Source organism: Streptomyces sp. NPDC005402, assembly GCF_040606575.1.
Classification (GTDB): Bacteria; Actinomycetota; Actinomycetes; order Streptomycetales; family Streptomycetaceae; genus Streptomyces.
This window is the reverse complement of sequence record NZ_JBEXFB010000004.1, coordinates 70,740-97,392: the sequence shown is the minus strand read 5'-3', so window position 1 is coordinate 97,392 and position 26,653 is coordinate 70,740. Positions and strand designations below refer to the sequence as shown.

Annotated in this window: 20 protein-coding genes, 1 other RNA gene and 1 pseudogene; 6 read left to right on the top strand and 16 right to left on the bottom strand. The window is 70.4% G+C overall.

The annotated features are described in order from the left end of the window. Positions 1-2: 2 nt before the first annotated feature. Together ABZT02_RS08910 and ABZT02_RS08905 are read right to left on the bottom strand one after the other, a co-directional pair. Positions 3-1,199, bottom strand: coding sequence for a hypothetical protein (locus ABZT02_RS08910; protein WP_356015712.1), 1,197 nt, complete (start codon positions 1,197-1,199; stop codon positions 3-5). A gap of 30 nt (positions 1,200-1,229) precedes the next feature. Then, complete coding sequence (locus ABZT02_RS08905) at positions 1,230-1,706, bottom strand: ATP-binding protein (RefSeq protein ID WP_356015710.1); 477 nt, start codon at positions 1,704-1,706, stop codon at positions 1,230-1,232. 196 nt (positions 1,707-1,902) lie between these two features. Here ABZT02_RS08905 and ABZT02_RS08900 point away from each other — a divergent pair, with 196 nt between their 5' ends. After that, positions 1,903-2,727, top strand: a complete 825-nt coding sequence (locus ABZT02_RS08900) for a helix-turn-helix transcriptional regulator (RefSeq protein ID WP_356016319.1) — start codon at positions 1,903-1,905, stop codon at positions 2,725-2,727. Next, complete coding sequence (locus ABZT02_RS08895; RefSeq protein ID WP_356016318.1) at positions 2,727-2,930, top strand: DUF397 domain-containing protein; 204 nt, start codon at positions 2,727-2,729, stop codon at positions 2,928-2,930. The genes ABZT02_RS08900 and ABZT02_RS08895 overlap by 1 nt, the downstream gene beginning before the upstream one ends. Before the next feature lie 64 nt (positions 2,931-2,994). Here ABZT02_RS08895 and ABZT02_RS08890 read toward each other — a convergent pair whose 3' ends face one another. From ABZT02_RS08890 to ABZT02_RS08855, 8 genes and pseudogenes are all read right to left on the bottom strand, one after another. Then, the gene (locus ABZT02_RS08890; RefSeq protein WP_356015708.1) at positions 2,995-8,406 is read right to left on the bottom strand and encodes a hypothetical protein; all 5,412 of its coding nucleotides are present in this window, start codon (positions 8,404-8,406) and stop codon (positions 2,995-2,997) included. 51 nt (positions 8,407-8,457) lie between these two features. Continuing rightward, positions 8,458-11,379: an SNF2-related protein gene (locus ABZT02_RS08885; RefSeq protein ID WP_356015705.1), complete on the bottom strand. Its 2,922-nt coding sequence runs from the start codon at positions 11,377-11,379 to the stop codon at positions 8,458-8,460. A 283-nt stretch (positions 11,380-11,662) separates the two neighbouring features. Beyond that, positions 11,663-12,829: a serine/threonine-protein kinase gene (locus ABZT02_RS08880; RefSeq protein WP_356015704.1), complete on the bottom strand. Its 1,167-nt coding sequence runs from the start codon at positions 12,827-12,829 to the stop codon at positions 11,663-11,665. A gap of 205 nt (positions 12,830-13,034) precedes the next feature. Beyond that, positions 13,035-13,439: RNase P RNA component class A (gene rnpB / locus ABZT02_RS08875), an RNA gene on the bottom strand. Between the two features lie 133 nt (positions 13,440-13,572). Further along, positions 13,573-14,292: pseudogene (locus tag ABZT02_RS08870) on the bottom strand (DMT family transporter); the annotation flags it as partial. An 81-nt stretch (positions 14,293-14,373) separates the two neighbouring features. Further along, positions 14,374-15,189: an AraC family transcriptional regulator gene (locus ABZT02_RS08865; protein WP_356015701.1), complete on the bottom strand. Its 816-nt coding sequence runs from the start codon at positions 15,187-15,189 to the stop codon at positions 14,374-14,376. A gap of 50 nt (positions 15,190-15,239) precedes the next feature. Further along, positions 15,240-15,818 (bottom strand): Uma2 family endonuclease, encoded by a 579-nt coding sequence (locus ABZT02_RS08860; protein ID WP_356015700.1) that lies wholly within the window; start codon positions 15,816-15,818, stop codon positions 15,240-15,242. A 147-nt stretch (positions 15,819-15,965) separates the two neighbouring features. Further along, positions 15,966-17,387 (bottom strand): RNB domain-containing ribonuclease, encoded by a 1,422-nt coding sequence (locus ABZT02_RS08855; RefSeq protein ID WP_356015698.1) that lies wholly within the window; start codon positions 17,385-17,387, stop codon positions 15,966-15,968. Between the two features lie 63 nt (positions 17,388-17,450). Here ABZT02_RS08855 and yaaA point away from each other — a divergent pair, with 63 nt between their 5' ends. Together yaaA and eda are read left to right on the top strand one after the other, a co-directional pair. Next, positions 17,451-18,233 carry a peroxide stress protein YaaA gene (gene yaaA, locus ABZT02_RS08850; protein WP_356015696.1) on the top strand — a complete coding sequence of 261 codons (783 nt, stop codon included), beginning with the start codon at positions 17,451-17,453 and terminating at the stop codon, positions 18,231-18,233. A gap of 73 nt (positions 18,234-18,306) precedes the next feature. Further along, positions 18,307-18,933, top strand: a complete 627-nt coding sequence (eda, locus tag ABZT02_RS08845) for a bifunctional 4-hydroxy-2-oxoglutarate aldolase/2-dehydro-3-deoxy-phosphogluconate aldolase (protein WP_356015694.1) — start codon at positions 18,307-18,309, stop codon at positions 18,931-18,933. Here the strand turns inward: eda and ABZT02_RS08840 are convergent. Genes ABZT02_RS08840 through ABZT02_RS08830 form a run of 3 tightly spaced genes read right to left on the bottom strand, consistent with a single transcriptional unit; the run spans position 18,916 to position 21,787 of the window. Next, on the bottom strand, positions 18,916-20,187 hold the full coding sequence (locus ABZT02_RS08840) for a bifunctional RNase H/acid phosphatase (RefSeq protein ID WP_356015693.1): 1,272 nt from the start codon (positions 20,185-20,187) through the stop codon (positions 18,916-18,918). The genes eda and ABZT02_RS08840 overlap by 18 nt on opposite strands. Before the next feature lie 11 nt (positions 20,188-20,198). Beyond that, positions 20,199-20,942: a C4-type zinc ribbon domain-containing protein gene (locus tag ABZT02_RS08835; protein WP_356016316.1), complete on the bottom strand. Its 744-nt coding sequence runs from the start codon at positions 20,940-20,942 to the stop codon at positions 20,199-20,201. Further along, a complete protein-coding gene (locus ABZT02_RS08830) occupies positions 20,939-21,787 on the bottom strand; it encodes a Nif3-like dinuclear metal center hexameric protein (RefSeq protein WP_356015691.1) in 849 nt (282 codons plus the stop codon). The genes ABZT02_RS08835 and ABZT02_RS08830 overlap by 4 nt, the downstream gene beginning before the upstream one ends. Positions 21,788-21,974: 187 nt before the next feature. Here ABZT02_RS08830 and ABZT02_RS08825 point away from each other — a divergent pair, with 187 nt between their 5' ends. Together ABZT02_RS08825 and ABZT02_RS08820 are read left to right on the top strand one after the other, a co-directional pair. Continuing rightward, positions 21,975-23,315 (top strand): hypothetical protein, encoded by a 1,341-nt coding sequence (locus tag ABZT02_RS08825; RefSeq protein WP_356015689.1) that lies wholly within the window; start codon positions 21,975-21,977, stop codon positions 23,313-23,315. A gap of 96 nt (positions 23,316-23,411) precedes the next feature. Beyond that, positions 23,412-23,564 (top strand): hypothetical protein, encoded by a 153-nt coding sequence (locus ABZT02_RS08820; RefSeq protein ID WP_356015687.1) that lies wholly within the window; start codon positions 23,412-23,414, stop codon positions 23,562-23,564. 81 nt (positions 23,565-23,645) lie between these two features. On the opposite strand, the gene ABZT02_RS08815 is transcribed toward ABZT02_RS08820, so the two are convergent. The 3 genes from ABZT02_RS08815 to ABZT02_RS08805 are packed head-to-tail and all read right to left on the bottom strand — an operon-like array spanning position 23,646 to position 26,606. Beyond that, positions 23,646-24,590, bottom strand: coding sequence for a 3-oxoacyl-ACP reductase (locus ABZT02_RS08815; protein WP_356016315.1), 945 nt, complete (start codon positions 24,588-24,590; stop codon positions 23,646-23,648). A gap of 14 nt (positions 24,591-24,604) precedes the next feature. Further along, positions 24,605-25,681 carry a Zn-dependent alcohol dehydrogenase gene (locus tag ABZT02_RS08810; RefSeq protein ID WP_356015685.1) on the bottom strand — a complete coding sequence of 359 codons (1,077 nt, stop codon included), beginning with the start codon at positions 25,679-25,681 and terminating at the stop codon, positions 24,605-24,607. 31 nt (positions 25,682-25,712) lie between these two features. Further along, positions 25,713-26,606, bottom strand: a complete 894-nt coding sequence (locus tag ABZT02_RS08805; RefSeq protein ID WP_356015684.1) for a MaoC/PaaZ C-terminal domain-containing protein — start codon at positions 26,604-26,606, stop codon at positions 25,713-25,715. Between the last annotated feature and the right edge of the window lie 47 nt (positions 26,607-26,653).

Here is a 26,653-nt window from a genome sequence, read left to right as displayed (position 1 = left end):
TCTCAGCCTACCGGCCGTGATCCCGCGGTGACGGATGAGTGGTCGGCGCAGTGCGGGCAGGGGCCGGGCGGGACGGACACCGGAGGGCGGCTGTGCTCCTCGCCCGGCAGCGCCGGCTCGTTGTCGCCGGTGGACGGGCCGCCGACGAGAAGTTCCCGAGCGCGGTGCAGGGCCTCCCGGAGCGGCGGGCAGACCAGGGCTACGCTCGCCAGCCCCCCGGCCGCCAGCAGCTCCGAGACCGCTCCCCCACCGGGCAGGAGAACGGCCCCGGCGAGCAGGCCCACGGCCACCGCCGCCTTGCCCGCCCCCGCCAGCAGGCGGCTCCGTAGCGGCTCGGCCTCGGTGGCCGCCGCGTCCGGTTCCGGTGCGTCCGCGAGGAGCGCGGTGTCGATGACGACCAGGCTGTCCCGCTGCCCACGCGGACGGCAGCTGTACCGGAGGGCGCCGGCGACCAGCAGGGACAGGTGACGTACGGCGGTGTCGCGGTCCGCTCCCTCACTGAAGAGGTAGCGCTGGTCGGCGTGGGTGAGCGCGCCGATCAGCCGTTCCGTGGTCTGCCTCAGCTGTTCGCGGGCGACGGGCGGTGTTCTGCGGGGGGCGTGCCGGGCCTGTGCGCGCAGGGATTGGCAGAGGCGGGCGAAGACTCGCGCATGGACATCGAGGGCCGAGTCCTGGGCGCGACGGCCGTCCGGTACGAGCAGTAGCTCCAGGAAGTGGACGGCCGCCTCCGTCACGGTCCCCGCCGCGTCGGAGACCGTGACGGCCCGCATGTCTGCGGCCATCAGTGCCATGGAGACGGCACTGAATCCGGCAATGGCAGCACACATCCACAGGGGTGTGATTGTGGTCCGGGCGGGCGAAGCCGACCACACGAAGGGGAGCAAAGCGGTCAGGAGGGGCACCGCCTGGAGGAGTACGGACACGGAACGGCCGGCGGCGATATGGTCCCGCCGGTCGACGAGTTCGTCCTGCTCCGGCCGCGCCTCCGCCGGTACGCCGCGCCGCTCCAACTCCTTCAGCAGCGCTGTCAAACGCCTCTCGCACGCGCCCCGCCCGACGCGCCGCACGCCCGGTAACCGGTACACCACCGCGCCCAGCACACGCGACCGGGACTGCCACCGCGCGGCGATCCAGACCGCTTCGAAGAAGGTCCACCAGCCCCAGAAGAAGGAGACGTACGCGAATTCTGTCCGTGTCATGGCGAGCAGGGTCCCAAACGGCACTGACAGTCACGCGAGGACGACTTCACACCAGACGGTCTTGGTGTACGGGTCGCCGCACGTCGTTCCCCAGTGGGTGGCCAGGGTCTCGACGAGGAGGAGTCCTCGGCCGGAGTCGTCGTCCGGGGAAGGCGGCGAAAGAGTGCCGGGGGTGGGCGGGTGGTGCGCGGGGCGGGCGTCGGTGAGTTCGATACGGAGCGTGGCGTCCCCGGGGTGGAGGGTGAGGCGGAGGCGGAAGTCGCGGCCTCTGACTCGGCCGTGCAGGGCGGCGTTCGTGGCGAGTTCCGAGACGAGGAGGGTGGCGATGTGGTTGGCCTCGGTGTCGTACGGCCAGCCCCAGGTGTGGAGTTGCTCGGCCGCGAGGTGACGGGCGAGGCGGGCGCCTCTCGGGGTGGCGGAGAGGCGGAGGGTGAAGTGGAGGGTGGGGGCGGTGGGTTGGGTGGGGTCGGAGTGCGGTGCCCTCGTGGGGGCAATATCGGCGTTCATGTCACTCAGCGTGGTCGGCCGACCCTACTCTGAAAAGCGATGACGGCGGTACGCAGCGTCACTGTCCGGGTGCTGTCCGGCTCTGTCCGGGCGGTGTGGCGTTACGCGGTGTGGCGGCGGGGAGTTGGGTACGGGCGGCACGTGGAGGTGTCCGGGCGTGAGCGTGACGGGGCGGTCGCAGCAGAGCGGTGACGGGATGGAGCCGTACGGCGCCGATGACGAGGAGTCGGCGGCGGTACTGCGGACGGTGGGCAAGATTCTCAAGGCGTGCCGGGAGCGGACAGGGCTGACGCAGGCCGAGTTGGGGGCGGCCGTCGGGTACAGCGAGGAGCAGGTGTCCTCGGTTGAGCGGGGGCGGCGGGCACCGAGTGCGAAGTTCCTGGAGGCGGCGGATCCGGTGTTGGACGCGGGCGGGTTGCTCGCGGGGTTGAAGAAGGATGTGGAGGAGGCTCGGTATCCGAAGAAGGTTCGGGATCTGGCGAAGTTGGAGGGGGAGGCGGTTGAGCTGTGCGCCTACGCCAACTCCGTCGTCCATGGGCTTCTTCAGACGCCAGAGTACGCGAGGGCGTTGTATGGGATGCGGCGCCCACCCTTCAGCGAGGACGAGGTTGAGCGGCTCGTCGCCGCGCGCTTGGCACGGCAGGAGATCTTCGACCAGCAGCCGGCCCCCGTCTTCAGTTTCGTCCAGGAAGAGGTGACGCTTCGCCGTCCTCTCGGAGGCAGAATGGTGATGCGGAAGCAGCTCGAACGCCTGTTGGAGGTCGGTCAGCGGCGGAATGTGGAGATCCAGGTGATGCCCACAGACCGCGAGGACCACGCCGGTCTCGCTGGCTCACTTCAGCTGCTCCGGCTCAAGGAAGGGGACACCGTGGGTCACAACGAGGTCCAGCTCACCAGTCGGCTGATCTCTGATCCCAAGGAGGTTCAGATCCACGAGATCCGCTATGGCATCATCCGGGCCCAGGCCCTCACGCCGCGTGAGTCGCTGGCCTTCATCGAGAAAGTGCTTGGAGAGACATGATGACCAACCCCTCGACGGGGAACGGTTCCGTGCTGCATTGGTTCAAGAGCAGCTACAGCACGAACGACGGCCCGGAGTGCGTGGAGGTCGCCTTCGCTCCCGAAACCATCCAGGTACGGGACTCCAAGCGCGTGCAGGGCCCCCAACTCGCCTTCAGTGCACACCAATGGGTCGCCTTCGTCTCGTACGCCGCCGATCACTGACGTACGACATGCTGACGCCCCGCATCCGGTTCCGTACCGGGCGCGGGGCGTCGGCGTATCCCGGTCAGGTGGACGGCGGAGTCCACTTGCCCTTGTCGATGGCCTCTTGGAGCCGCGCCGAGAAGTAGGCGTGTGCCTCTCGCATCTCGGCCTCACGGTTCGCCTTGTAAAAGGGGGGCGTGTAGCCGTCCGGCGGCTCCTTGCGTTCGCCGTCGAGGTGGGCGCGGAGTTGTTCGTAGTGGTCCTTGGTCTGGCCGTGACCGAAGGTGTGACGGCTGCCCGCGATGCGGCGGCCCTCGGCGTCGAACCAGGTGACGGCGTCGAAGTCTTGCATGATCGGGAAGCGGGCCTTGTACATGGCGACGAGCGAGTGAGCGTCCACACCGAGCCAGACAGCGACCAAGGCGTCCAACTCGACCAGTGCCGCACGGCGTGCACGTTCGGTTCGCAGGGCGGTAGCTCGGGTCCACTCGGAGCTCACCTTGTGCAGCGGCTCTATACGAGGCCAGTCCCGGGCCCAGGACTCGTATCCCGGCCAAGTCGGGTCATACAGCTCGGACCAGAGCGCGGCGTACTGTTTCGTGAGGCAGTTGAGCCGAAGGGTACGCAGCAGCAGAGCTGATGCCAGCGGGTGCCTTTCGGACGGGATCGGAAGTCGGCCGGCCTGCGTCACATCAAGGTTGCGCACGCGTGTAGTACGCAGCAGGTAGTCGACTGGGATGGATGCCCAGAATCCGGCCGTGAGAGCGGTCATGCGATTGTTGCCCAAGTGAGTGCTGCGCATGCCATCGATGTGAGCGGGCCCCGGTGGAAGGAGCGCTTCGTACAAGCTGCGCTCCGTGTCCGGAGCGATCATCTTTCGCCATGCCAGCCGGTAGAACTTCGTGTAGGCCCGGGTCGACCGCCTCACGAAGTGTTGATCCACTTCCTCGGCCCCGACCTCGTCCTCCGGAACTCCCCGAGCCTCCGCCAACACTCGCCGTGCCTCAGCCACTGCATCCTCCGACGCCCGCAGCTGTTCCAGCCCGCACCTGTCCAGCCACTGGTCTTGCTTCTCGGCGTACAGCTCCGGCGTCGCTACGCGCACGTACTCCGTCTCCGGCACTGCGTCGTCAGGAATCGTGAGGTGGTTGAGGCCGAGCACCTCGCTGCTGCCCTGGCTTGGCTGCTTGAACAGTGGGTTTGCAAGGCCAAGTTGGGGGCCTTTGAGAATGACGTCGTCCCACTTCTCGGGTTGGAAGACCGAGCCACCCTCGTTCGGAAGGTTGTAGTCGATCAGGCCATCTCTCTTGGCGAGGGTTTCGTTGTAGCCCGAGGAGATCGGTGGCTTCAGCGGCCCCAGTCGCAGCGGATAGTCCGCGAGCGCCCTGATCGCCTCCCCTTCCGCCGCACTCACTGGAGAGAGCAGCCTTCCCTGATCAACCCGCTGCTCTTCCTCCCCGGTCAGTCGCTGCCACTGTTCCAGCGTCGCGCGGTTCACCCGGATGATCCGCTTTCTGTGCGGCCGCTCGTCCCACGTGTCCCCCCTCCGCACGACCGGGTCAGGTCCCGTTCCATCGTGCTGGGCGGACAGGCGCAGAGCATCCACTGAGAACAGCCAGGACAAATGGTCAAAGCCGATCTCCCGGTCAGGCCCATAGATGTGCACGCCGAAGTGGCTGGCATGACCAACTGGCGGAGGGAAGAAGCGGTTGCTCGCGTTGGAAAAGTCCCCGTGCACACGCAGCCGTCTATATGCAACCGCCCGCAGCAGACCATCCTTGTCACCGCTGAAATGCGTGTCAGGGTGAATGAGCCCGACCGTGCCGTCACGCCCAGCGTGGGTCCAGGTCTGACACATGAACGCGCGATACAGATCGGGCCGCGTGCCACCGAGCACCGGGTACACGACCGGCGAGCCAAGCTGGCTCGACACACCCATGATGGCAACGAGCTCGTTCAGGAAGTAGGCCCGCGCCTCGGCACCGCTGAACAGCTCGGCAACCCGAGCCTTCCTCACCGCCGCGCTCGGCTTCTCCGTGAGCATGAACCACGGATCGCGCTCGGCGAGAACAGAGTCCTCCTTCCACTCCGGCCGCACCCACGGCGGATTCCCCACCTGCACATCAAACCCACCGGCCTCCCCGGCAAAAACATGCGCGAACTGCAACTCCCAGTGGAAGAACCCCATCCCCCCGTCCGCGCCTACGTCATCCCGGTCCTCACTCCCGGCCACGTCCTCCACCGTGTCCAACCACGGGAACCGCGCCTTCAACCGGAACGGCGAGTCCATCCCCATGAACCCGCCGAGTTTCACCTCGTACTCCCGCAGCGCCTCCAGGTTCCCGAAACCGGCCACCAGGGAATCCGCCGGCACGTCCTTCGCCCCGAGCGCGCACTCAAGGAAGTCGATCCAGTCGTCCAGCGTCGCGAGGGGAATGACCTCGCGCCGCCCCTTTGGCTTACCGGACGTCTGCTTCCGCGCCGGCTTCTTGTCCTCCGCCTCCGCCCCGGGCTCGGCCTCCCCCATCTCCAACTGCTGAGGAAGCCCGTCGTCGAAGAGCCCCTCCTTCACCCAGAGTTGGTCTCCAGGCGCCGGGCCGGTGGCCGCCACCACCACCGGCGCATCGCCCGCCTCCGACGCCGGCTCGTCACCCCCGGCATCGCCACCACCGTCGTCGGGCACGTCCTCCGGGCCGACCAGCTCCCCTACCCGGTCCAACGGCCAGAACCACAGCGCGCACCACACGTCCATGACCGTCTTGAGCCGCCAGTACGGCGTCCCCGGCCGCGTGAGGTCGCCGTACACGACCTCCTTCGGTACCGCCTGCTTGGGATGCTTCAGCCAGTCCGCGCCCCAGACGTCGATCTCGCGCGAGATCTCCCGCTCGGACTGGTTCAGCCGCTCGACGACCAGCTTCCACAGGAACTCGGCACGCCGTGCGACCCCTTGGAGCCGTCGGCGCTGTGTCACGGTCTTCGGGGCTCGCTGTATGCCCGAGCGCCACTTCTCCATCCGCTGAACGGCCGCCTTGTCCAGCTCTTCGGCGATCTTCTTGGACTTGGCGTCCCCGACGACCGCGCCCCACCCCAGCGCGGGCAACAGGAAGTGATGGACCGCACCATCCGGCAACTCGCCCTCCCTGAAGGGGAGTTCCTTCGGAGCGAGCGTGTCCTTCTTCGAGAGCCACTTGCCCTTGCCGAGCGCGTCCTTGTCGTAGATCTTCCGTCCCGCGCCGACAAGGGAGTTGCCGCGCCGCAGGTGCAGACCGAACCACGGCGCCTGCATCCCGGGGTGCATGGTGTTGAGCCAGAGCGAGACCTCGGCCAGTTCCACCGCCGTGGCGTTGAGGTCGACGCCGTACGCGTTGTGCAGGGCGACGTAGGCCTTGACCTTCTGCAGCTCGGCCAGCCTCTGGTCGGGCTGGATCTCCACACCGGTCTCGGCCTGGCGCCGTTTCAGGTACTCGGCGGCGACTTGGTTGATCGCCTCATTGAGGAACGCACCGGAGCCGAGGGCCGGTTCGCAGATCTTCCACCCCAGCAGCTCCTTCGCCGACGTCACCTCGCCGTTCTGGTCCAGGCGGTGCTTCAGGGCCAGTTCGACCGTGACCTGGGTGAGGGACTCCGGGGTGTAGTAGGAGGCGGTGTTCTCGCGGTCGCGGCCCGCCAGCCGGTAGACGAACGAACCCGGCGGGTACTCGGCCCGCTCCGTCAGGCCGGTATCGTCGTTCAGCCGCTGGACGAACACCTCGTTCGGGTAGTCGCTGGCCCGGGACTCCGGGATCATCCAGCTGCCCTTCGACGCGTCGCCGCCCTTGGCGACCTCGAAGAGGGTCTCGCGCGCGATGAAGCCGGTGTAGGACATCAGGCCCTCGTACACGGCGCCGAGCTGGTTGATGCCGAGCTGGGCGTAGGAGATGAAGCCGCCCCGCTCGCCCTTGCGGCCCTTGGTGAGCATCAGTCGGCGCAGCACCTTGTGGAGGGTGGCGTTGCGCAGCCGGGTGTCGAAGAACTCCGGTCCGGCGGACGGGTCGTCCTCGTCGTACAGGGGGTTGGGGACCTTCGGGTCGATCAGCCGGATCGCGCCCGGCTCGAACAGGTCCGAGCGCAGGGGCTCGAAGCGCAGGCCGACGTCCTCACTGCGCCGGGCCCGCCGTTCCCGTTCGAAGCGGCGGGCACGCAAGGTGAGTTGTGCCTCCGTCAGGTCTCCCCCAGCGGCCGCGAGTTCGGCCGCCTCCGCCGCCTCCGCCTCGCGGTCCGCCGCCTCCGCCGCCCGGTCCTCCTCCTCGGTGCCGTACGGGCGGTGGCCCTTGTTCACCATGCGGGTGAGCAGGTCGATCGACTGGTAGAGGTGGAAGCCGTCGCGCGCCGTGGGGCCGACGAGGTCCCGGACGGCCAGGTCGCCGAGGCGCTGAAGGCCGTAACCCGCCCCGTACTCGGGGTAGTCCGACGGCAGGATGCCCAGCTCCGGGCGGGCCTCCGCGTACAGCAGGAACAGGATCCGGTACAGGTAGCGCAGGGACTCGCGGGTCAAGCGGCGGGCTAGGCGCTGCGGGTCGTCGAGGTCGGCCGCAGTCACTCCCTGTCCGGGCTCGGCCAGCCGGTCCAGGACGGCCTGGGCGATGAGTTCGACCGAGTCCTTGAGGCCCTCGCGCAGTTCCGTGGAGACGCCGACGGCGTGTTTGCCCGACTTGGAGACGAGGTCGTCGAGGGGGTTCGTGCCGCCGGTCTCCGGGACGCGGAGCGAGTCCGCGCCGAACAGGGCGGCGATGGTGTCGAGTTCGCCGCCGGGGCGGTCGTCCCGGCGTTCCAAGGCGGAGTCGAGGCTGACAGCGAGGTAGCGGCCCTCACTCCAGGCGGTGCGGTCGGCCAGTACGACGACACCGCCGACCAGGATCAGGACGTAGCGGGGCGGTTCGTCGGCGGCGAAGAGGAAGCGGACCAGGGTGTCGGCGTCGGTCAGCGGCTCGCCCTGCGGGATGTCCACCGGGTGCAGGAGCCGGCCGGGGCCCGCGGGGTCGCGGGCGGCGTCCGGTTCGGCGGCCCAGCCGCAGGCGATCGCGACCAGCCCGGGTTCGGCATGGGCGACCTCGATGTCGTAGGTGCGGCCCGCTCGTTCGACGGTGAGAGTCACCGGAGTGGGGGTGTATCCGAGTGCCCTCAGTACACGTTCGTGGAGCTCGGCGACCGTCTTGACCCAGCGCGGGTCGTCGTGCGTGCGCCAGCCCGACTCGTCCTCGGGAGCGTCGATCTCGGCCTGGGCGCGCTCGGCGAGGTCGGCGCGCTCGGCGAAGTACGGCGTGCGCAGGGCTCGTAGGCCCTGGCGGGGGGTGAGGGTGCGCGGCTGGTCCGCCGGCTTCTTGTTCTCCTCGGCCTCGTGTTCGGCCCAGCGGGCGAGCAGTCCGTCCTTCGCCTTGAGGTCCTTGGGGAGGACCTCGGCGAGGTAGTGGGCGGAGAAGTAGTCGCCGTGGTTGACCAGCGAGTCGTACGTCACGTCGAGGACCGTTTCTGCGGGTGGCTTCGAAGGGAGAGAGGCTGGTGCCGGTCAGGCGTCGCGGTCGAGGACGGCCAGGACGCGCAGCAGCGGGCGGCCGGTGGCGGAGAGCTTGTCGGCCAGTTCCGTCTGGTGGCGGATGGTGTCCGCGACGATCCGGCCGGGCAGCAGGGACTGCTGCTGCCAGCGGCCGAGGCGTGCGCGGTAGTCGTCGAGCTGGGCGCTGATCTGCTGGGTCCAGGCGTCCTTGCGCGCCTCCAGGTGCTCCCGGGCCGCCGCCACCGCGGCCGGGACCAGGGCCTGGAGAGCCGGGAGGTCTCGGGGCGGGGCCGGGTTGGCCATGTCGGGGCCCACGCCCGCCTCCGCGAGGGCGTCCGGCATCGGCACCACCTCGGGCTCGCCGGGCAGGCCGCGGACGGCCATCCACTCCACGACCGTGGGACGGCCGAGCTTGTTGGAGTAGATGCCCTGGACGAGGAAGGTCGGGCCGGGTGCCCGAGGGGTGAGGAGGACCGGTGCCTGCTGGCGGCCGAGCTGCACGAGGACCTTGTCCACCAGCCACTCCACCAAGGGATGGATGTCGGTGAGGTAGCCGATGGCGGGCCAGCTGGACCCGGACTTGCCGCGGGCCTCGTCCAGGCTGTGCTGTCCGAGGCCGCGGTCGAAGGTGACCAGGAGGCGCTCCTTCAGCTTCTGCTCCCGCAGGTAGTCGGGCGGCAGGATGTCGAGGCGGTGGAGGAGGTCGGGGGCCTTGGCGGTGGCGAGGCTCAGGTAGGGGGCCGGTTCGCCGCTCGGTCCGGTGTGGCGGTGTTCGGACAGGTCGAGGGCGTCGTGCGGGTGCTCGTCGTAGACCTCGTCGAGGGCCGCCCGTACGAACGCCTCCGTGTCGCCGCCGAACAGCGACGGGACCTGCGCCTTGGGCACGGGGTGGTGCTCGGGCAGGACGGACGGCTGGGAGAAGAGCGCGGTCAGCGGGTCGCCGGGGGTGGGTGAGGCGGCGAGGGACTCCTCGACCGTACGGCCGGCGAGGAGATCCCTGATCAGACGGCGTTCCTCCTCCTCGGCCCGGTACAGGCCGGTCACCGCTTCCGCGGTGCCGTCGAGACGGTAGGCCTCCTCCTCGCGCTCGAGGAGTTTCTGGGCGACCGTGCGGTCGTCCTTTGCGCCCGGGGTGTCGGAGTGCAGGATCAGCGCGCGGAAGCGGGGGTTGTGCTTCTGGCCGTAGCGGTCGATGCGGCCGTTGCGCTGCTCGATGCGGATCAGCGACCAGGGGATGTCGTAGTGCACGAGGTCGTGGCACTGGCGGTGCAGGTTGACGCCCTCGGAGGCCACGTCGCCGGTGAACAGGATGCGGACGGGGTCGTGGGCGAGGCCGAAGGCCTCGACGACGGCCATCTGCTCCTTGTCCGACAGACCGCCGTGCATGACCTTCACCGCCTGCCGCGCCTGCTGCTCAGTGAAACCGAGGCGGGCGGGGACGACCTTGGCAAGCCACTTCAGCGTCTCGACGCGTTCGGAGAACACGACGACCCGGGTGGCCGAGCCGGGCCGGACACCGATGTCGGTGAGCTGCTCCACGAGCGCGTCGAGCTTGGCGGAGTCGCCCTGCGCCCCGGACTCCCCGATCGCCGACGTCAGCGCGAACAGACGCTCCAGGGCTTGGAGTTCGGTGCTGATGCGGGCGGCCGCCGGGGTGCCGGGGGCCGTCTTCGCCGCCTTGTCGGTCAGGGTTTTGCTGCGGGTGGTGACGGTCTTGGCGAGCGCGCGGTGGGAGGAGAGGAAGGCCTTCAGGAGCGTGTACGGGAAGAGGCGGTCCTCGGTGAGCGCCGTACGGCCGGACGTCGCGGTGCCGAACTCGGTGGAGGTGTCCGGCGCCGGGATCCAGTGCTCGGTGAGTTCCGCGAAGATCCGCTCCTCGGCGTCGGTCGCGGTGCAGGGCACGGAGACGGTGGGGTCGCGGTCAGCCCACTCCTTGCCGATCTGGTCGCGCACCTCGGGGTGGACCTTCGTACGGCGGATGAAGAGGTGACCGAGGTCGTTCTCGGCGTCGTAGTCGTTCGGGTCGGCGATCGCCGCCGGGTCAAGGAGGCTGATCAGCTCGGCGAAGGACTTCCCGTCGCCGTTGTGCGGGGTGGCGCTGGCCAGCAGCAGGGCGTCGGTGTTGGGGGCGAGGACGCGGGCGAGGGCGTTGCGCTGGCTGCCGCGGTTGATGAGGTTGTGGGACTCGTCGATGACGACGGCGTCCCACTGGATCTTCTCCAGGTGGTGGCGGTACTGGCCGATGTTCTTGAGGGTGTCGACGGAGACGATGACCCGCTTGTAGTGGGTGAAAGGGTTGCGGCCCGCCGGGATCTCCCGCTGGATGCGCTGGATACCGACCGAGTCGAGGCGGATCAGCGGGATGGAGAAACGCGTCCACAGCTCGTGCTGGAACTGCTCCAGGACGTGCTGCGGGGTGACGACGAGGATGCGCTCACCTCGGCCGCGGCGGATCAGCTCGGCCAGGGTGAGACCGATCTCCAGGGTCTTGCCGAGGCCGACGACGTCGGCGATGAGCAGACGGGGCCGCAGGTTGGCCAGGGAGAGGGCCAGTTCGGCCGGGCGCTGCTGATAGCTGAGCGGGTCGACGAGGAAGCGGTCGGCGAGCGCCAGGCCGCGCTCGGTCTGCGGGAGCGGGGTCTTGCGCAGCAGGGCTTCGAGGAAGAGACGGCTGCGGCGGAAGTGGTCGGTGGGGTCCTCGACCAGCTCGGTGTCCTCCGGGTCGAGGAGCCTGACTCCGTCACCGGCCAGACGCTCGATCTCGGTGAAGAAGACGGCCGTCTCGTCGCGGACGAACTCCGAGACGCCGACCGCCTCGATCTTGGCGCCGTCCCGGCTCGGGGTGACGTTCTTCACCAGCCACTCCTCGTCCCGTACGAGGATCTGGGCCCCCGGCGGGAACCTGGACTCCGAGACGTCCGGCTGGTGGGTCACGCTGCTGCCTCCGCGTCCTACGGGAGTGGTCGAATACCGCGCAAGTCTTCCATGGCGGGTGCCGTCCGTGCAGGTCGCTGCGGGAACCGAGCGACCGGTCGACCGCCGCTATGCGGATGTGCCACGCGGCCGTGGTGTGCGTCGCTCGTCGGCGGCGCCGTCGCGGCTGGTCGTACCCTCGTGGCGGCCACATACCGACGCAGCCCCGCGCCCCTGCAGCGGTGCCGCCGAACCGCAGCGGCTCCGCCCGGCCTGGTCGAATCGGCCAAGCATGCCTGGTCGGTCAGCGGCCTGCGCCGCGAGCCGGAACGAAGGCGGCCTCCTTGGCGTAGGCGGAGCGCAGGGCCTCGGCGACGTCGTGGGCCGTGGCGGCATCCGGGGTGCGACCGCGGCGTGTCCGGGGCCGTGTCACGACGGGACGTGGGGCCGGCGGGGGCGGGATGGGGGCATCCGCCTTCGCCTGTACGTCTGCGTCGTCGGTGTCCGGCTGTTCCTCCGCGGACGGCGTCACGAGATCGACGACCGTGGGCACATACTCGGCGATCGGTCCCGGAGGCGGCACCAGTCGGCCGTCGGCATGCGGTGCCGTCCGCGCGATCAGCCGTTGCCGGGCCTGCCGAGCGGAGACGCCGGAACTATTGAGGACGGCCACCAGTGCGCCCGTGACATCCGGGAGGGAAGGGCGGTCGGCCGGGTCGAAGGCAAGCATCGAGGACACAACGGGCGTCAGTTCCGTGGGCAGTCCTATCAGGTCCGGGGCCTGCTGCCGATCGCCGATCCGGGCCGCGACCGCGAGCCAGTTGTCACCGTCGTACGGGTAGTGGCCGGTGGCGGCGAAGAGCAGCACCACGCCGAGGGCGTACACGTCCGCCGCCGGGGTCAGTTGGTGAGTGCCCTCCGCCTGCTCGGGTGGCATGCACAGGACGCTGCCGACCACGACACCCGTCGCGGTCAGTGTTGTACGGCGTTCCGCGAGCACCGCGAGCCCGAAGTCGATCACCTTGGGGCCGTCGGGGCCGAGCAGGATGTTCTGCGGCTTGAGGTCCCGGTGCAGGAGCTGCGCCTGATGGACGGAGGTGAGTCCCTCGGCGAGCAGCGCGCCGAGGCTCGAGGTCTCGACGAGCGGGAGCGTGCCATGGTCGCGGACGTGGCGCAGGAGGTCGGGGCCGGGAACGTAGTCGACGGCGAGCCAGGGCTGGTCGGCGAGCGGGTCGGCACCTGCGAAGGCGGCGACCCGGGGACCGAAGACCTTCCTGAGGTTCTCCACCTCGAGGACGAACCTGTTGCGGGTCTCGGTATCCAGCACGGACGACTTGATGACCTTGACGGCGACCTGCTGTCCGGCGGGTGACTCGCCGAGGTACACCCGGCCCATACCGCCGGAGCCGATATGGCCGCGGAGCGTAAAGCCCCCGATGTGAGTGGGGTCGTCACTCCTCAGCGGTTCCACGGCGTCCTCGCTCCCCCTTGGCGTCTGGCACCCGGCCCGCGCACTGCCATGCGGCCGTAGCTCTCCCTGGCGGTGTTTCGCCACGCCGTGCAGATTACCGAACGATCAAATGAGGCGACGTCCAGTTCTAGGACGCCTCCAGGATCTGGAGAGACAGAGAAAAGGCCTCTGACCTCCGTTTCTTCTGGTCAGAAACTCTAAGTGGCAGACGAGTCGGGCTGTACGCCGGGTTCTGTTCCGGGGGGTTCTCGCGAACTCCCCGGCGACGGCCATCCATCTAGGACCGGCGTTGCCGCCGGTCTCGTGCGGTCTACCCGGGGACTCGGGCGGGCAGCCCTCGAACGTCCCCGCAGAAACACCTGGGTGTTTCCTTTTGACCTTGCTCCGGGTGGGGTTTACCTAGCTGCTCAGGTCGCCCTGGGCACTGGTGGTCTCTTACACCGCCGTTTCACCCTTACCCGGTGCCGAAGCGCCGGGCGGTTTGTTTTCTGTGGCACTTTCCCGCGGGTCACCCCGGGTGGCCGTTAGCCATCACCCTGCCCTGTGGAGCCCGGACGTTCCTCGGGGAGTCCTCCAAGAGGGGACTCCACGCGGCCGTCCGCCCGGCTCGTCTGCCGTGGGGACCATGTTACCGGGGACTCGCAGCAGGATGGTTCCGCGGTGACCTTCACCGGGCCCGCCGTGGCCAGAACCGAGCCCGTCAGGATCAGCGCGAAGGCCACACCGACGCCCACTGTCAGGGGCTCGGAGAGGAACAGGACACCCGCCACGACCGCTACCGCCGGGTTGACGTACGTGATCACCGTCGCCCTCGTCGGGCCGACCTCCTTGATCAGTTCGAGGAAGGCGACGAAGGCCACCGCCGTGCAGATCACTCCGAGGCCGGCCAGTGCCGTCAGGACCGAGGCGGAGGGCATCGAGGAGGGCCAGGTCAGCGCCGCGCCTGGGGCGTACACCAGCGCCGCCAGAGCCAGGCAGGGGGCTGTGAGCTGGAGGGACGGGACGTCCTTCAGGTGGCGCGCGGCTATCAGGGGTGCCGTCGCATAGCCCACCACCGTCACCAGCACCTCCGCCATCGACTTCGCGTCTCCGCCCGTCAGGTGCGGGACCGTAAGGACTCCCACTCCGGCCAGGCCCAGCCCCAGGCCCGTCACCCGTCTCACGCCCAACCTCTCGGTGTCGCCGAAGAAGCGGGCCAGGACCACGCCGACTATCGGTACGCCCGCTATCAGCAGGCCCGCCGTGGAGCTGGAGAGGTGGCGTTCCGCGTCCGTCAGCGTGTACCAGGGGCCCATGATCTCTATGACCGCGAAGGCCAGCATGGGGCGCCAGTGCCGTCGTACGGTCTCCGACAGGCCGCCCTGCCGCATCGCGAACGGCAGCAGGAGCAGCGCGCCCAGGGCGCAGCGCACGAACACCACCGTCGCCGCCGACAGCGGGGCGTCCACCGCCACTTTGATCATCAGGTAGGGGATGCCCCACACCACGCCCATCAGGGAGAACAGGAACCAGCCGCGTGCAGTCATGCGGAAATCCTGAGCGTCTCAACGGCTCGCGTCTTGAACGCTGTTGCGGTACGCCGCCGGGGTTACCCCGAGCACTCTGCGGAACCAGCGCGTCAGGTGTGCCTGGTCCGCGAAGCCCACCGAGACGGCCACCTCCGATGGGCGCAGACCGGATTCCAGTAGGCCTCTCGCCCTGGCGACTCTGTACTGGGCCAGCCAGGCGTACGGCGGTACCCCCATCGTCGTACGGAAGGCCCTGAGGAGTTGGTAGCGGGACAGGCCCAGGTCCGCGGCCAGGGCGGCGAGGGACGGGGGTGACAGCAGCTCGTCGGCCAGGCGGTCGCGGACCGTTCTCGCGACCGCTTCCGCGCCGGGGATCACGCAGGTCTCCACGCGGGCCGTGGAGTGGCGGCAGGCCAGGGCCGTCAGGAGCCAGGGGAGGCGGGACTCGGTCTCCAACGGGTCCGGGCAGGCGCTGAGTTCGGTGTGGGCGGAGAGGAGGGCCGCGGCCAGTTCCGGGTCGTCCAGGAGGGGTTCGCGGAAGTACGGGAGGGCGGCCTCCTCCGTGAGGAGAGTGGGCGCCGCGTACAGGGCACGGTACGCGTAGCCGTCGGTCGTGGTGCCCGGGCCGCCCGTGTGCATCTCGCCCGGGGCCAGTACGACGATCGAGCCGGGGCCCGTGCGGATGTGGCCGCCCCGGTAGTCGATGAGTTCCGAGCCGCCGACGCACACGCCGATCGTGTACTCGTCGTGGGCGTGCGGGGCGTAGACGTGGCGGTCGAAGCGGGCGGTCAGGAGGTCCAGCGGGGGGCCGCAGCGGCCCAGTCGTGCCCTTGTCCACAGTGCTTGTTCCATGCGGCGCCGCCCCCTGTGTCTGTCGACCTCCGGGTGCAACGCCGCAGCTCTCAGAGAAAGTCCGCGGTCTCCAGCTCGAAGGCGAACGGCTCCGGGAGGGTGAGCGCCTTGCCGAAGGGGCGGGTGCAGTGCTCCCGGTAGTCGTCCTTCTCCGGGTCGCTGAACAACGTGGCCGATGAGGCCTCTCGATCGATCAAGAGGTAGAGCGGGATGCCGCCGCGGGCATAGCAGCGGCGCTTGGCCTCACGGTCGGCCTTGGGCTTGGTCGACGTCACCTCCAGGACCATGGCCACGCCGTCGCAGGGCATCCAGGATCCGGCGGGCGCAAACAGGTCTAGGTCAAGAGGTGCGAACGTAACGTCGGGGACCACGTGGTTCTTCGGACAGGCTTCGCCGCTCTTCGCCCGGAGACCCTTGTTTCCAGAGAAGTCCATGTCAGTTCGGGACTGCTTGATCACTTGCCTTACGAGCCTGCTGATGTACTTCTCGTGCTCCCCGTCCGGCGGCGGCGTCACTACGATCTCCCCCTCGATCAGCTCAGCCCGGAAACCCTCCGGTGTGTCCAGGGCGAGAAAGCCCTCCAGCAGGACCTCTTCCTGCGTGAGCGGCTCGTGGGCCATGGCAGTCATGTCACGCCCCTCCTTCTGTCGCTCGCCAGACCGGGACATCGGAAGATCACCTGCCCGAGAGATCGGGAACCGTTCCCTCGATCGTGGCACACGACCATGAGCGACGTCAGTCGACGAGCCCACTGCCCGGGGAACTGAGGCATGGCCTCAGGCAGGCGCGAACCGCACCTTCGGGGAGCCGGGGTCCGCCTCCGTGAGCCGTACCCGCAGCCGCTCTCCCAGCGCCAACCCCCCCGCCCCCTCCACCCGCCCGATCACCGCAGGCATCTCCAACTGCACGGTCCCCACCGTCGGGCGGTGTTCGTCCACGTCCACCACGCAGCCGTCGAACACCTCCCCCACCCGGTCCTTCAGCAGGGCCGCCTCGACGAGGTCGACGCAGGCCCGTTCGACCGTGCCCGCGCGTCGGCCGCCGTCCGCCATCTCGCCCGGCAACGCGGCCAGTGCCGCCCGCACCCACTCCGGCACCGGCTCCCCCGCCACCGCCGCCAGGCAGATCTCCGAGGCGTAGCGATCGGCGAGGCGTCGTAGTGGGGCCGTGCAGTGGGCGTAGGGGGCGGCCACGGCCGCGTGGGTGGTGATGTCAGGGAGGACACCGTCGAGGAAGGTCGTGTAACCCGCGCCGCGCAGCAGCGTCGTGCACTCCTGGAGGAACGCCGCGTGGTGGGGGATCCGGGGGTCCAGGGAACGGATCAGCGCCGCGTACGACACATGGTGCGGCCAGTGGATGTGCAGCGCGTGCGCGGTGCGGCGCAACCTGCCCACCGCGCCGTCAGGGGCGGCGGGGAGCGTGCGGAGCACCCCCGTCCCGTACGCCAGCATCAGGTCCGCCGCCGCCATGCCCGTGAGCAGGGAGATCTGGGCGTTCCAGCCGTCGGCCGGCGCCCCGGCGCGGTACGCCGGCTCGTACGTGCCGTCGCGCTCGACGATCTCCTGTTCGGGAACCCGCAACGAGATCCCGCCGCGCTCGACCTCCAGCCGTTCCCGCAGCTCGCCGACGACACGAAGCAGCGCGAGCGGCTCCTCCGCCGTCCCCGAGTCGATCGCCCGCTGCACGCCCTCGTAGTCGAGCTTGGCCCGGCTGCGGACCAGGGCGCGGTGGACTTCGGTCGCGGTCGTACGGCCTTCCGCGTCGAGGTCGATCGTCCACAGGGCGGCGGGGCGGACCTGGTCCGGGAGCAGGCTCGCGGCGCCCTCGCTCAACACCGGCGGGTGGAGCGGAATGCGGGTGTCCGGGAAGTACAGGGTCATCACCCGCCGGTGCGTCTCCGCATCGAGGTAGCCACCGGGTACGACGAAGGCGGCGACGTCGGCGATGGCGTACCGGAGGCGGTAGCCGGTGCCGCGTCGGGAGAGGTGCATCGCCTGGTCGAGGTCGGTGGAGGCGGGCGGATCGATGGTGAAGAGGGGGATGTCGGTGGCGTCGGCGTGAGCCCCCGGCCGAGAGGGCCGTTCAGCCTCGGACAGCACCTCGGGCGGGAAGTCCGAGGGCACGCCGAGTTCGGTGCGCAGGGCGGCGAAGGCGGCCCGTAGGGGGACGTCGGTCACACGTATGCGGCGGCGAGGCATACAGCGAGGGTAAGCAGATCAGGCGCCGTACGCTGTCCGGAGCTCAACAGAAGGAGATGTTCCGTGCTGGTCCTGCTGCCTCCCTCCGAAGGCAAGGCGTCTTCCGGTCGTGGCGCCCCGCTGAAGCTGGAGTCGCTGTCGCTGCCGGGGCTCAACGAGAGCCGGGAGGCCGTCCTCGACGCGCTCGTCGAGTTGTGCGCCGCGGACGAGGAGAAGGCGCGCGAGGTGCTCGGGCTGAGCGAGGGACTGCGGGGCGAGGTCGCCAAGAACGTCGAGCTCAGGACGGCCGGCGCGCGGCCCGCCGGGGAGATCTACACAGGGGTGCTCTACGACGCCCTCGATCTGGCCTCCCTCGACGCGGCCGCGAAGAGGCGTGCGGGGCGTTCGCTGCTCGTGTTCTCGGGGCTTTGGGGGGCGGTCCGGGTGAGCGACCGGATTCCGTCGTACCGCTGCTCGATGGGGGTGAAACTGCCCGGGCTCGGGGCGCTGGGTGCGCACTGGCGTAAGCCGATGGCGTCCGTGCTCACCGAGGCGGCCGGGAACGGGCTCGTGCTCGATCTGCGGTCCTCCGCCTACGCGGCCGCGTGGAAACCGAAGGGTGAGGTCGCGGAGCGGACGGCGACCGTGCGGGTGCTGCACGCGCCGACGCGGAAGGTCGTCAGCCACTTCAACAAGGCGACGAAGGGGCGGATGGTGCGGGGTCTGCTGTCGGCGGGGATCGCGCCCAAGGATCCCGCCGAGCTGGTGGAGGCGCTGCGGGAGCTGGGGTTCGAGGTGGAGGCCGAGGCGCCTGCGAAGGCGGGGGCGGCCTGGGCGCTGGATGTGCTGGTGGACGAGGTTCACTGAACTCCCCGGTCAGCGAATTGCAGCATGTGCAACACCCTTTGCGCATGCTGCACACCGAGGGCAGGATGACGCCATGGCCCCCTCGCTCCTGGACCTTGCCCCCGTGGTCCCCGTCGTCGTCATCGCGGACGTCTCCGACGCCGTGCCGCTCGCCCGGGCGCTGGTCGCCGGGGGGCTTTCCGCGATCGAGGTGACACTGCGGACGCCCGTCGCGCTCGACGCGATCCGGGCGATCGCGAAGGAGGTGCCCGACGCGGTGGTGGGTGCGGGGACCGTGATCACGCCGGACCAGGTGCGAGACTCAGTGGCCGCCGGCGCGCGCTTTCTCGTCAGTCCGGGCTGGACGGACGTACTCCTGGAGGCGATGCGGGGGTCGGGGGTGCCGTTCCTGCCGGGGGTGTCGACGACCTCGGAGGTCGTGGCGCTGCTGGAGCGGGGCGTGACGGAGATGAAGTTCTTCCCGGCGGAGGCGGCGGGCGGTACGGCGTATCTGAAGTCGCTCTCCGGGCCGTTGCCGCAGGCGCGGTTCTGTCCGACGGGCGGGATCGGGGCCGGGAACGCCCCCGAGTATCTGTCCCTGCCCAACGTCGGCTGTGTGGGCGGGACTTGGATGCTCCCGGAGGATGCGGTCGCCGCGCGGGACTGGGGGCGGGTCGAGACGCTGGCCCGGGAGGCGTCGGCGCTACGGCCGCAGGTGTGACGTGTCGTTGAGGAGTCGCACGCTCGCGTTGCCGTCGGCGTAGTACGCGACCACTGACATGGACGCCGCCGAGAGTTCCATGCGGAACAGGGACTCGGGCGGGGCGCCGAGGGCGAGGCGGACGAACGTCTTGATCGGGGTGACGTGGGTGACGAGCAGGACCGTGCGGCCCGCGTACGCCGCGACAAGCCTGTCCCTGGTCGCCGCGATCCGGGTCGCCGTGGCCGCGAAGCTCTCGCCGCCGCCGGTGGGTTCGGCCTCCGGGTCGGACAGCCAGGTGGTGAGGTCGTCCGGGTAGCGCTCGCGCACCTCGCCGAAGGTGAGACCCTCCCAGGCGCCGAAGTCGGTCTCGATCAGGCCGTCCTCGACGGTGACCTCGATGCCGAGGCGCTCCGCTACGGCGGCGGCGGTCTCCCTCGTACGGGTCAGGGGCGAGGCGAGGATGTGCTGGATCGTGCCCCGTTGGGCCAGGGCTTCGGCGGCCCTCCTGGCCTGTTCCCTGCCGATGTCGGACAGGGACGGATCCGTGCCGCCGCTTCCCGAGAACCGCTTCTGGGGGGTCAGGGGGGTCTCCCCGTGGCGCAGGAGCACGAAGGTGGCGGGCGCGCCCATGTCGGCCGGGGCCCAACCTGGGCTTGCCACGACCTTGGCGGCACGCACGTCGGCCTCGGCAGCGGACTCTTTCCCGTCGGCAGAGGACGGCTTCCCGCCGGCAGAGGGCAATTCCCCGCCGGCAGCCGACAGCTTCCCCTCGGCAGAGGACAGTTCCCCGCCGGCAGCCGACAGCTTCCCCTCCTCGGAGGACAGCTTCCCGTCGGCAGCCGACGGCTTCCGTACCGAACTCGCCGACGCCCGCGAATCCATCGCCTCGTTCGCCAGCCGGTCCGCGTGCTTGTTCTGCTCGCGCGGGATCCACTCGTAGGTGACCTGCCCGGGAGGGAACACCCGCCCGGCCGCCAGAGCCAGCGGCTTCATGTCGGGGTGCTTGATCTTCCAGCGCCCCGACATCTGCTCGACGACGAGCTTGGAGTCCATGCGGACGTGCACGGAGGCCGACGGGTCCAGGTCGTGCGCGGCGCGCAGGCCAGCCAGCAGCCCCCGGTACTCGGCGACGTTGTTGCTGACGACGCCGAGGTATTCGTACGTCTCGATCAGCGTCTCGCCCGTCGCCGCGTCCAGGACCACGGAGCCGTAGCCGGCCGGCCCGGGGTTGCCCCGCGAGCCGCCGTCGGCCTCGACGATGAACTCCCGCACGGCGACGCCCCTTACAGGCCGGACTCGGACGTGCGCACCAGGATGCGGCGGCAGTTCTCGCAGCGCACCACGGTGTCGGGCGCGGCCGCGCGGATCTCGTTGATGTCGGTGATGGCGAGCTCCTGGCGGCAGCCCTGGCAGGTGCGCTGGTACAGCTTGGCCGCGCCGATCCCGCCCTGCTGCGCGCGGAGCTTGTCGTAGAGCTTGAGGAGGTCGGCGGGGATGGAGGCGGCGATGACCTCGCGCTCCTTGATGACGGATGCGATCTCGCCGTCGAGGGTCTCGAAGGCGGCGTCCCGGCGGGCGGTCGCGTCCTCGATCTTCGACTGGACGGAGGTGACGCGCCCGGTCAGCTCGGCCACCCGCTCCTGCGCGGACTCCAGACGCTCCATGACCTCCAGCACGACGTCCTCCAGGTCGCCCTGGCGCTTGGCGAGGGAGGTGATCTCGCGCTGGAGGTTCTCCAGGTCCTTGGGCGAGGTCACGGCACCGGAGTCCAGGCGCTGCTGGTCGCGGGCGGCGCGCTGGCGCACCTGGTCCACGTCCTGCTCGGCCTTGGTCTGCTCGCGGGCGGTGTCGCTCTCCTCGGTCTGGGCGGCCACCAGCAGGTCGCGCAGCTGGGTGGCGTCCTTGGTGAGCGACTCGATCTCGGCGTGCTCGGGCAGCGACCTGCGCTTGTGGGTGAGCTGCTGGAGGCGGACGTCGAGGTCCTGGACGTCGAGGAGTCGGATCTGGTCGGCGGGCGCGGCGTTCAGTTGGGGGCTCCAGGTGAAGGGGAGTGGCTGGTCCAGGGGTCGGTGACCGTCTTGGAGACGTGCACGCGCAGGTTCCAGCCGTGGCGGTCGGAGATCTCGTCGAGCTGGGCGGCGGCCAGCTCGCACCAGGGCCACTCGGTGGCCCAGTGCGCCGCGTCGAGCAGCGCGAGGGGACTGTGGGCGCGATCCGCGAGGAATTCGGACGCCGGGTGGTGGCGCAGGTCCGCGGTGAGGAAGGCGTCGACGCCGGCCGCGCGGACCTGGTCGAAGAGGCTGTCGCCGGAGCCGCCGCTGACGGCGACCGTGCGGACGGTGGCCTCGGGGTCGCCGGCGACGCGGATGCCCTGCGCGGTGGCGGGCAGGCGGGCGGCGGCTCGCGCGGCGAGTTCGCGGACCGTCGTCGGGGGGTCGAGCTCACACACCCGCCCCAGGCCCCGGCGTCCGGACGGATCGGTCGGGTCCGGCACCAGCGGCCGTACGACCCGGAGGTCGAGCGCGCCCGCGAGCGCGTCGGAGACGCCCGGGTCGGCGGTGTCCGCGTTGGTGTGGGCCACGTGCAGCGCGATGTCGTTCTTGATGAGGGTGTGGACTACCCGGCCCTTGAAGTGCGAGGCCGCCACGGTCGTCGTACCGCGCAGGTAGAGGGGGTGGTGGGTGACCAGCAGGTCCGCGCCCAGCTTCACCGCCTCGTCGACGATCTCCTGGACCGGGTCGACGGCGAACAGGACCCGTGTGACCTCTTGGTCGGGTTCGCCCACGACGGTGCCGACCGCGTCCCAGGACTCGGCCCGCTCGGCGGGCCACAGGTTCTCCAGCGCGGCGATGACTTCAGACAGACGGGGCACGGGGAAAGGCTACCTGCCTGGTCTGTCCCGCTGAACCTGAGCCGCCCACGACCGTCCCGCTCAGCACAGTCGCCCCGGTTTCCTCAGGCGAATCGTTCCTGGGCCACCCCTTTGTGTGAAGCGGAAGCCGGCCCGTCCCCCGTCTGCGCGTGCGAAAACTAGTTTCGTCACCGGAGGTGACCGGACGATGACGGCCTGTGCCATCGAACCCATGGCGGCGAACGCGGGGAACGGGGAGAACGGGGACGGGGAGACCTCGCGGACGGAGGGCGCGAGCACCGAGGACGGGGAGACGCCACGGACGGAGGGCCGCGCGATCACCGAGTACGGCGAGACCCCGCGCACGGAAGGTGTGATCCCGCGTACGGAGTGCGTGATCACCGTCGACGGCTCCTACGCGGCCCGCCTCGCCCGGGACGGCGACTCCTGGTTCCCCGAGCGCTGGACCCTGGACGGCCCCGAGCCCTACGCGGTGCCGTTGCCCGGCAACCAGCCCGAGGAGCCCGGCACCGAGGTGCAGCCGATGGGCGACGGGCGGGTGCTGATCAGGCGGTTCGCGGACGGGCGGCACACCTTCTCGCTGCTCTACCCGACCGGCCCGCAGACCGGTGAGCTGCCGCTGGGCGCGGTCGAGTGCCCCGCGGACGGCACGTCCCTGCGGCTGCTGCCGCCGGCGCCGGGCGGCGAGAACGCGTACGCCCTCGCTGTGGGCCCGCGCTCCAGTGCCGTGTGGCTGGTGGCGGGCGGTGCCTTCGGGCCGGAGCACCTCGCGGAGATCCCGGGGCGCTGCTCGGGCGGGGTGTGGCTGGACCGGGCCGGGCGGATGCTGGCCCTGGACCGGGAGGCCGGGGGGCGGACCAAGGCGGTCGTGGTCGATCTGGAGCGGGGTGGGGAGGTGTCGCCGCTGCTGCAGATCACCGACGGCAGCGACGACCGGCTGCTGCTGGCCGACCCGGACAGCGGTCTGCTGCTGATCTCCTCGGACGCGCCCTCGCCCGGGCGTACGCGGCTGGGCTGGGGGGTCCTGGGGAGCACGTTGCCGGTGCGCTTCCCGGAGTGTCTGCGGGTGCAGGACTGTGCGGTGACGCCGTTCGCGATCCAGCCGGGGCAGGTGCTGATGCCGGAGGGCTGCGGGGTGGCGCTGCGCGTCGACGGTCCGATGGGCAGCTGGGTGGGCGTGTGGCGGCCCGCCGCCCGACAGGTCCTGCATCTCCCGGCGCCCGAGGGGTGGTTGACGGGTGCCGGGCTGTGGACCGAGGACGGGGAGCTGCTCCTGCCGTACGCCACAGCGGACACGCCGTGCGGGGTGGCGCGGTGGGCGGCACTCTTGGGGAACGGAGGCCTCACCGGGGAGGCGGAGGGCCCGGGGGGAACGGGGGCAACGGGGGCGGGGGACGCGGGCCCGGAGGGTTCGGAGGGCGGCGGCGGTACGGTCGCGCGGGCGCCCGAACCGGACCCTCCGGAGCCTGTCGTGGCACGCCCTGTGCCCTTGCAGCAAGCCCCGTTGGGCAATCTTGTAACGAAGTAGTGCCGGTTGGCCCGGCCGCCTGGATTCGCCCTGTGGTGTGCCGGTTAAACTCCCCCCGCTGTAAGAAAGATCATGTTGACGGGGTGAATTACTTCCATGAGCGACGCCAGCACGAACCAGTCGACTGCCGACGTCCAGGAGTCCACGGGCCACGGTAAGCACCGGGGCCCGATCTCGGTCCAGGACAGCGACACGGCCCCGCGTGGCCGACACCGCAAGTCGGTCGAGCAGTCCGAGGCCGCGGCCTGAGGACAGACGACGACACACGGCCCGCTCCTCGTACGGGGAGCGGGCCGCCGCGTGTCCGGCCCCGTGCCGGTCCCAGCGCCTCTACTCCCGTTTGAGTCCGAGCACTTCGGCGGCCGCGAAGGTCTCCCCGGTCGGCCGCCGCGCGTAGTGCGGGGTGAGCAGCGCGTCCAGTTCGTCGTAGGTGAACGTGTCCTGCTTGCTGTCGAACTTGGCCTGCACCCGCGGCCGTTCGACCACCACGACCATCCCTCCATGTACGACGAGAAGCTGGCCGTTGACGCGCTCGGCGGCCGGTGAGGCCAAGTAGCCGACGAGCGGGGCGACATGCTCGGGGGCGAGGGGGTCGAGCCCCGACTCGGGCTGCTCGAACCCCGCTCCCGAGAAGACGTCCTCGGTCATCCGGGTGCGGGCACGCGGGCAGATGGCGTTGGCGGTGACGCCGTACTTGGCGAGCGCGAGGGCCGTCGAGGTGGTGAGTCCGACGATCCCGCCCTTGGCGGCCGCGTAGTTGGGCTGTCCGGCGGACCCGGCGAGGAACGCCTCCGAGGAGGTGTTCACGATCCGGCCGTACACCGGCCCGCCCGCCGCCTTGGACCGCCCGCGCCAGTGCGCGGCCGCGAACCGGGTGGTGTTGAAGTGGCCCTTGAGGTGGACCCTGATCACGGCGTCCCACTCGCCCTCGGTCATGGAGAAGACCATGCGGTCGCGCAGGATGCCCGCGTTGTTGACGAGGATGTCGAGCTTGCCGAACTCGGCGATCGCCAACTCGACGAGTTCTCCGGCCTGTCGGTGGTCGGCCACGTCCCCGGTGTGGGCGAGGGCCTGTCCGCCCGCGGCCCGGATCTCCTCGGCGACCTGCTCGGCCGGTCCCGCGGAGGCCTCGCCGGAACCGTCCCGGCCCGGCTGTCCGAAGTCGTTGACGACCACGGCCGCGCCGAGCCGGGCCAGTTCCAGCGCCTCGGCCCGGCCCAGGCCCCGGCCCGCGCCGGTGACGATCGCCGCGAGCCCATCGAGTGGCAGTGGCACGGTCATCGCGGCCCTCAGATCTCTATGCAAGTACGGAGTGAGGTCCCCGTGCGCATCTGGTCGAGCGCCTCGTTGATCTCGCTCAGCGGTACCCGGTGGGTGATCAGGCCGTCCAGGTCGATACGGCCGGCCCGCCACAGGGCGATGGTCCGCTCGTAGGAGCGCAGGACGTCCCCGCCGCCGTACATGGAGGGCAGGATGCGCTTCTCGTCGAAGAACAGCTCGAACATGTTGAGCTGGAGGAAGTCGTCCATGGCGCCCGCGCCGACGACCACGAGGGTGCCGCCACGCCGGGTGTTCTCGTACGCCGTGCGGGCGGTCGCCGACCTGCCGACGACCTCGAAGACGTAGTCGAAGCCCTCGCCGGCGGTCACCTGCTGCTTGGCGTCGGCGAGTTCGTCCGGGGAGACGGCCCGGGTCGCGCCGAACTTCAGGGCGGCCTCGCGGCGCGAGGCGACCGGGTCGACGGCGACGATCTCGGCGGCGCCCTTGAGCCGGGCCCCCTGGATGGCGGAGATGCCGACACCGCCGCAGCCGATGACGGCGACCGACGAACCGGCCTCCACGTCCGCGGTGTTGAGCGCGGCCCCGAGTCCGGTGGTGACCCCGCAGCCGATCAGTGCCGCGATGTCGAAGGGCACGTCGTCGGGTATCGGCACCGCGCAGCCCGCGTCGACGACGACCTCCTCGGCGAAGGTGCCGGTGCCCGCGAAGCCGAAGACATCACCGCCGGGACGCCGGAAGTTGGGGGTGCCCGCGTTCATGAACCCGGCCAGGCACAGTTCGGTCTGGCCGCGCTTGCACGCGGGACAGGCTCCGCAGGCGGGCAGCCAGCAGACGACGACCCGGTCACCGGGCTTCAAGTTACTCACGCCCTCCCCGACTTCGAGGATCTCGCCCGCGCCCTCGTGCCCGGGGACGAAGGGCGCCGGCTGCGGGAGGACCCCGGCCATCGCGGACAGGTCCGAGTGACACAGCCCCGTGGCCCGCACCCGGATCCTGACCCTGCCGGGTCCGAAGCCCACCGCCTCGACGTCGTCGAGGACTTCGAGCTTTTCCTGGCCGATCTCGTGCAGTACGGCTGCGCGCATGGTGCGGCTCCCCTCGTACGGCGTGGTGGGTTCAGGAGTGTTCGACGACGGTGTCGGCGAGGACCGGCGCGTCGTCGCGTTCCACGGCACTGACGGCGACCCTGGTGGACTCCGGCGTGTGCCACATACGGATCCGCAGGGTCTCCCCCGGGTACACGACCCCGGCGAACCGGGTGACGTACGACCGCACCCGGGTCACGTCCCCGCCGAGCAGCGTGTCGACGACCGCCTTGAGTGTCATTCCGTAGGTGCACAGCCCGTGCAGGATGGGCCGTTCGAACCCGGCGACCTTGGCGAACTCCGGGTCGGCGTGCAGCGGGTTCCAGTCGCCGGAGAGGCGGTAGAGCAGCGCCTGGTCCTCGCGGACGGCACGCTCCACGGTCCGGTCGGGTGCGCCGGTGGGGGGTTCGGTGGGGGTCCCCCCGCTCGAGCGAAGCCGAGAGTGGGGGAGGGCGGAGGGGCCCCGGTCGCCGCCCCAGCCGCCCTCTCCCCGTACGAAGATCTGGGCGTCGTTGGTCCACAACGGGCCATCGGCGTCCGCGACTTCGGTCCGCATGACCAGGACGGCCGCCTTGCCCTTGTCGTACACGGCGGCGATGCGGTGGGTGGCGGTCGCGGTGCCCTGGGCGGGGAGGGGACGGTGGATGACCAGTGACTGGCCGCCGTGCAGGACCTTGGCGAGATCGACGTCGACGCCGGGCATGGACAGGCCGCTGATCACTCCCGGCGATCCCGAGCCCGCCACCGTGGCGAAGCTCGGCAGGACGTGCAGCCGGGATTCGAGGGTGTAGCGCAGTTCGTCGGGGTCGGTGGCGGGAACGCCTGCTCCGATGCCGAGGTGGTAGAGCTGGACGTCCTTGGAGTTCCAGGAGATCTCGCCGGTCCGGGGTTCGGCGGCGAGGGCCTTGGCTGCGTCGATGGGCATACGGCTCCTGACAGGGGCTCGGTCAAGACCTCGGTACGGCCGTCCGC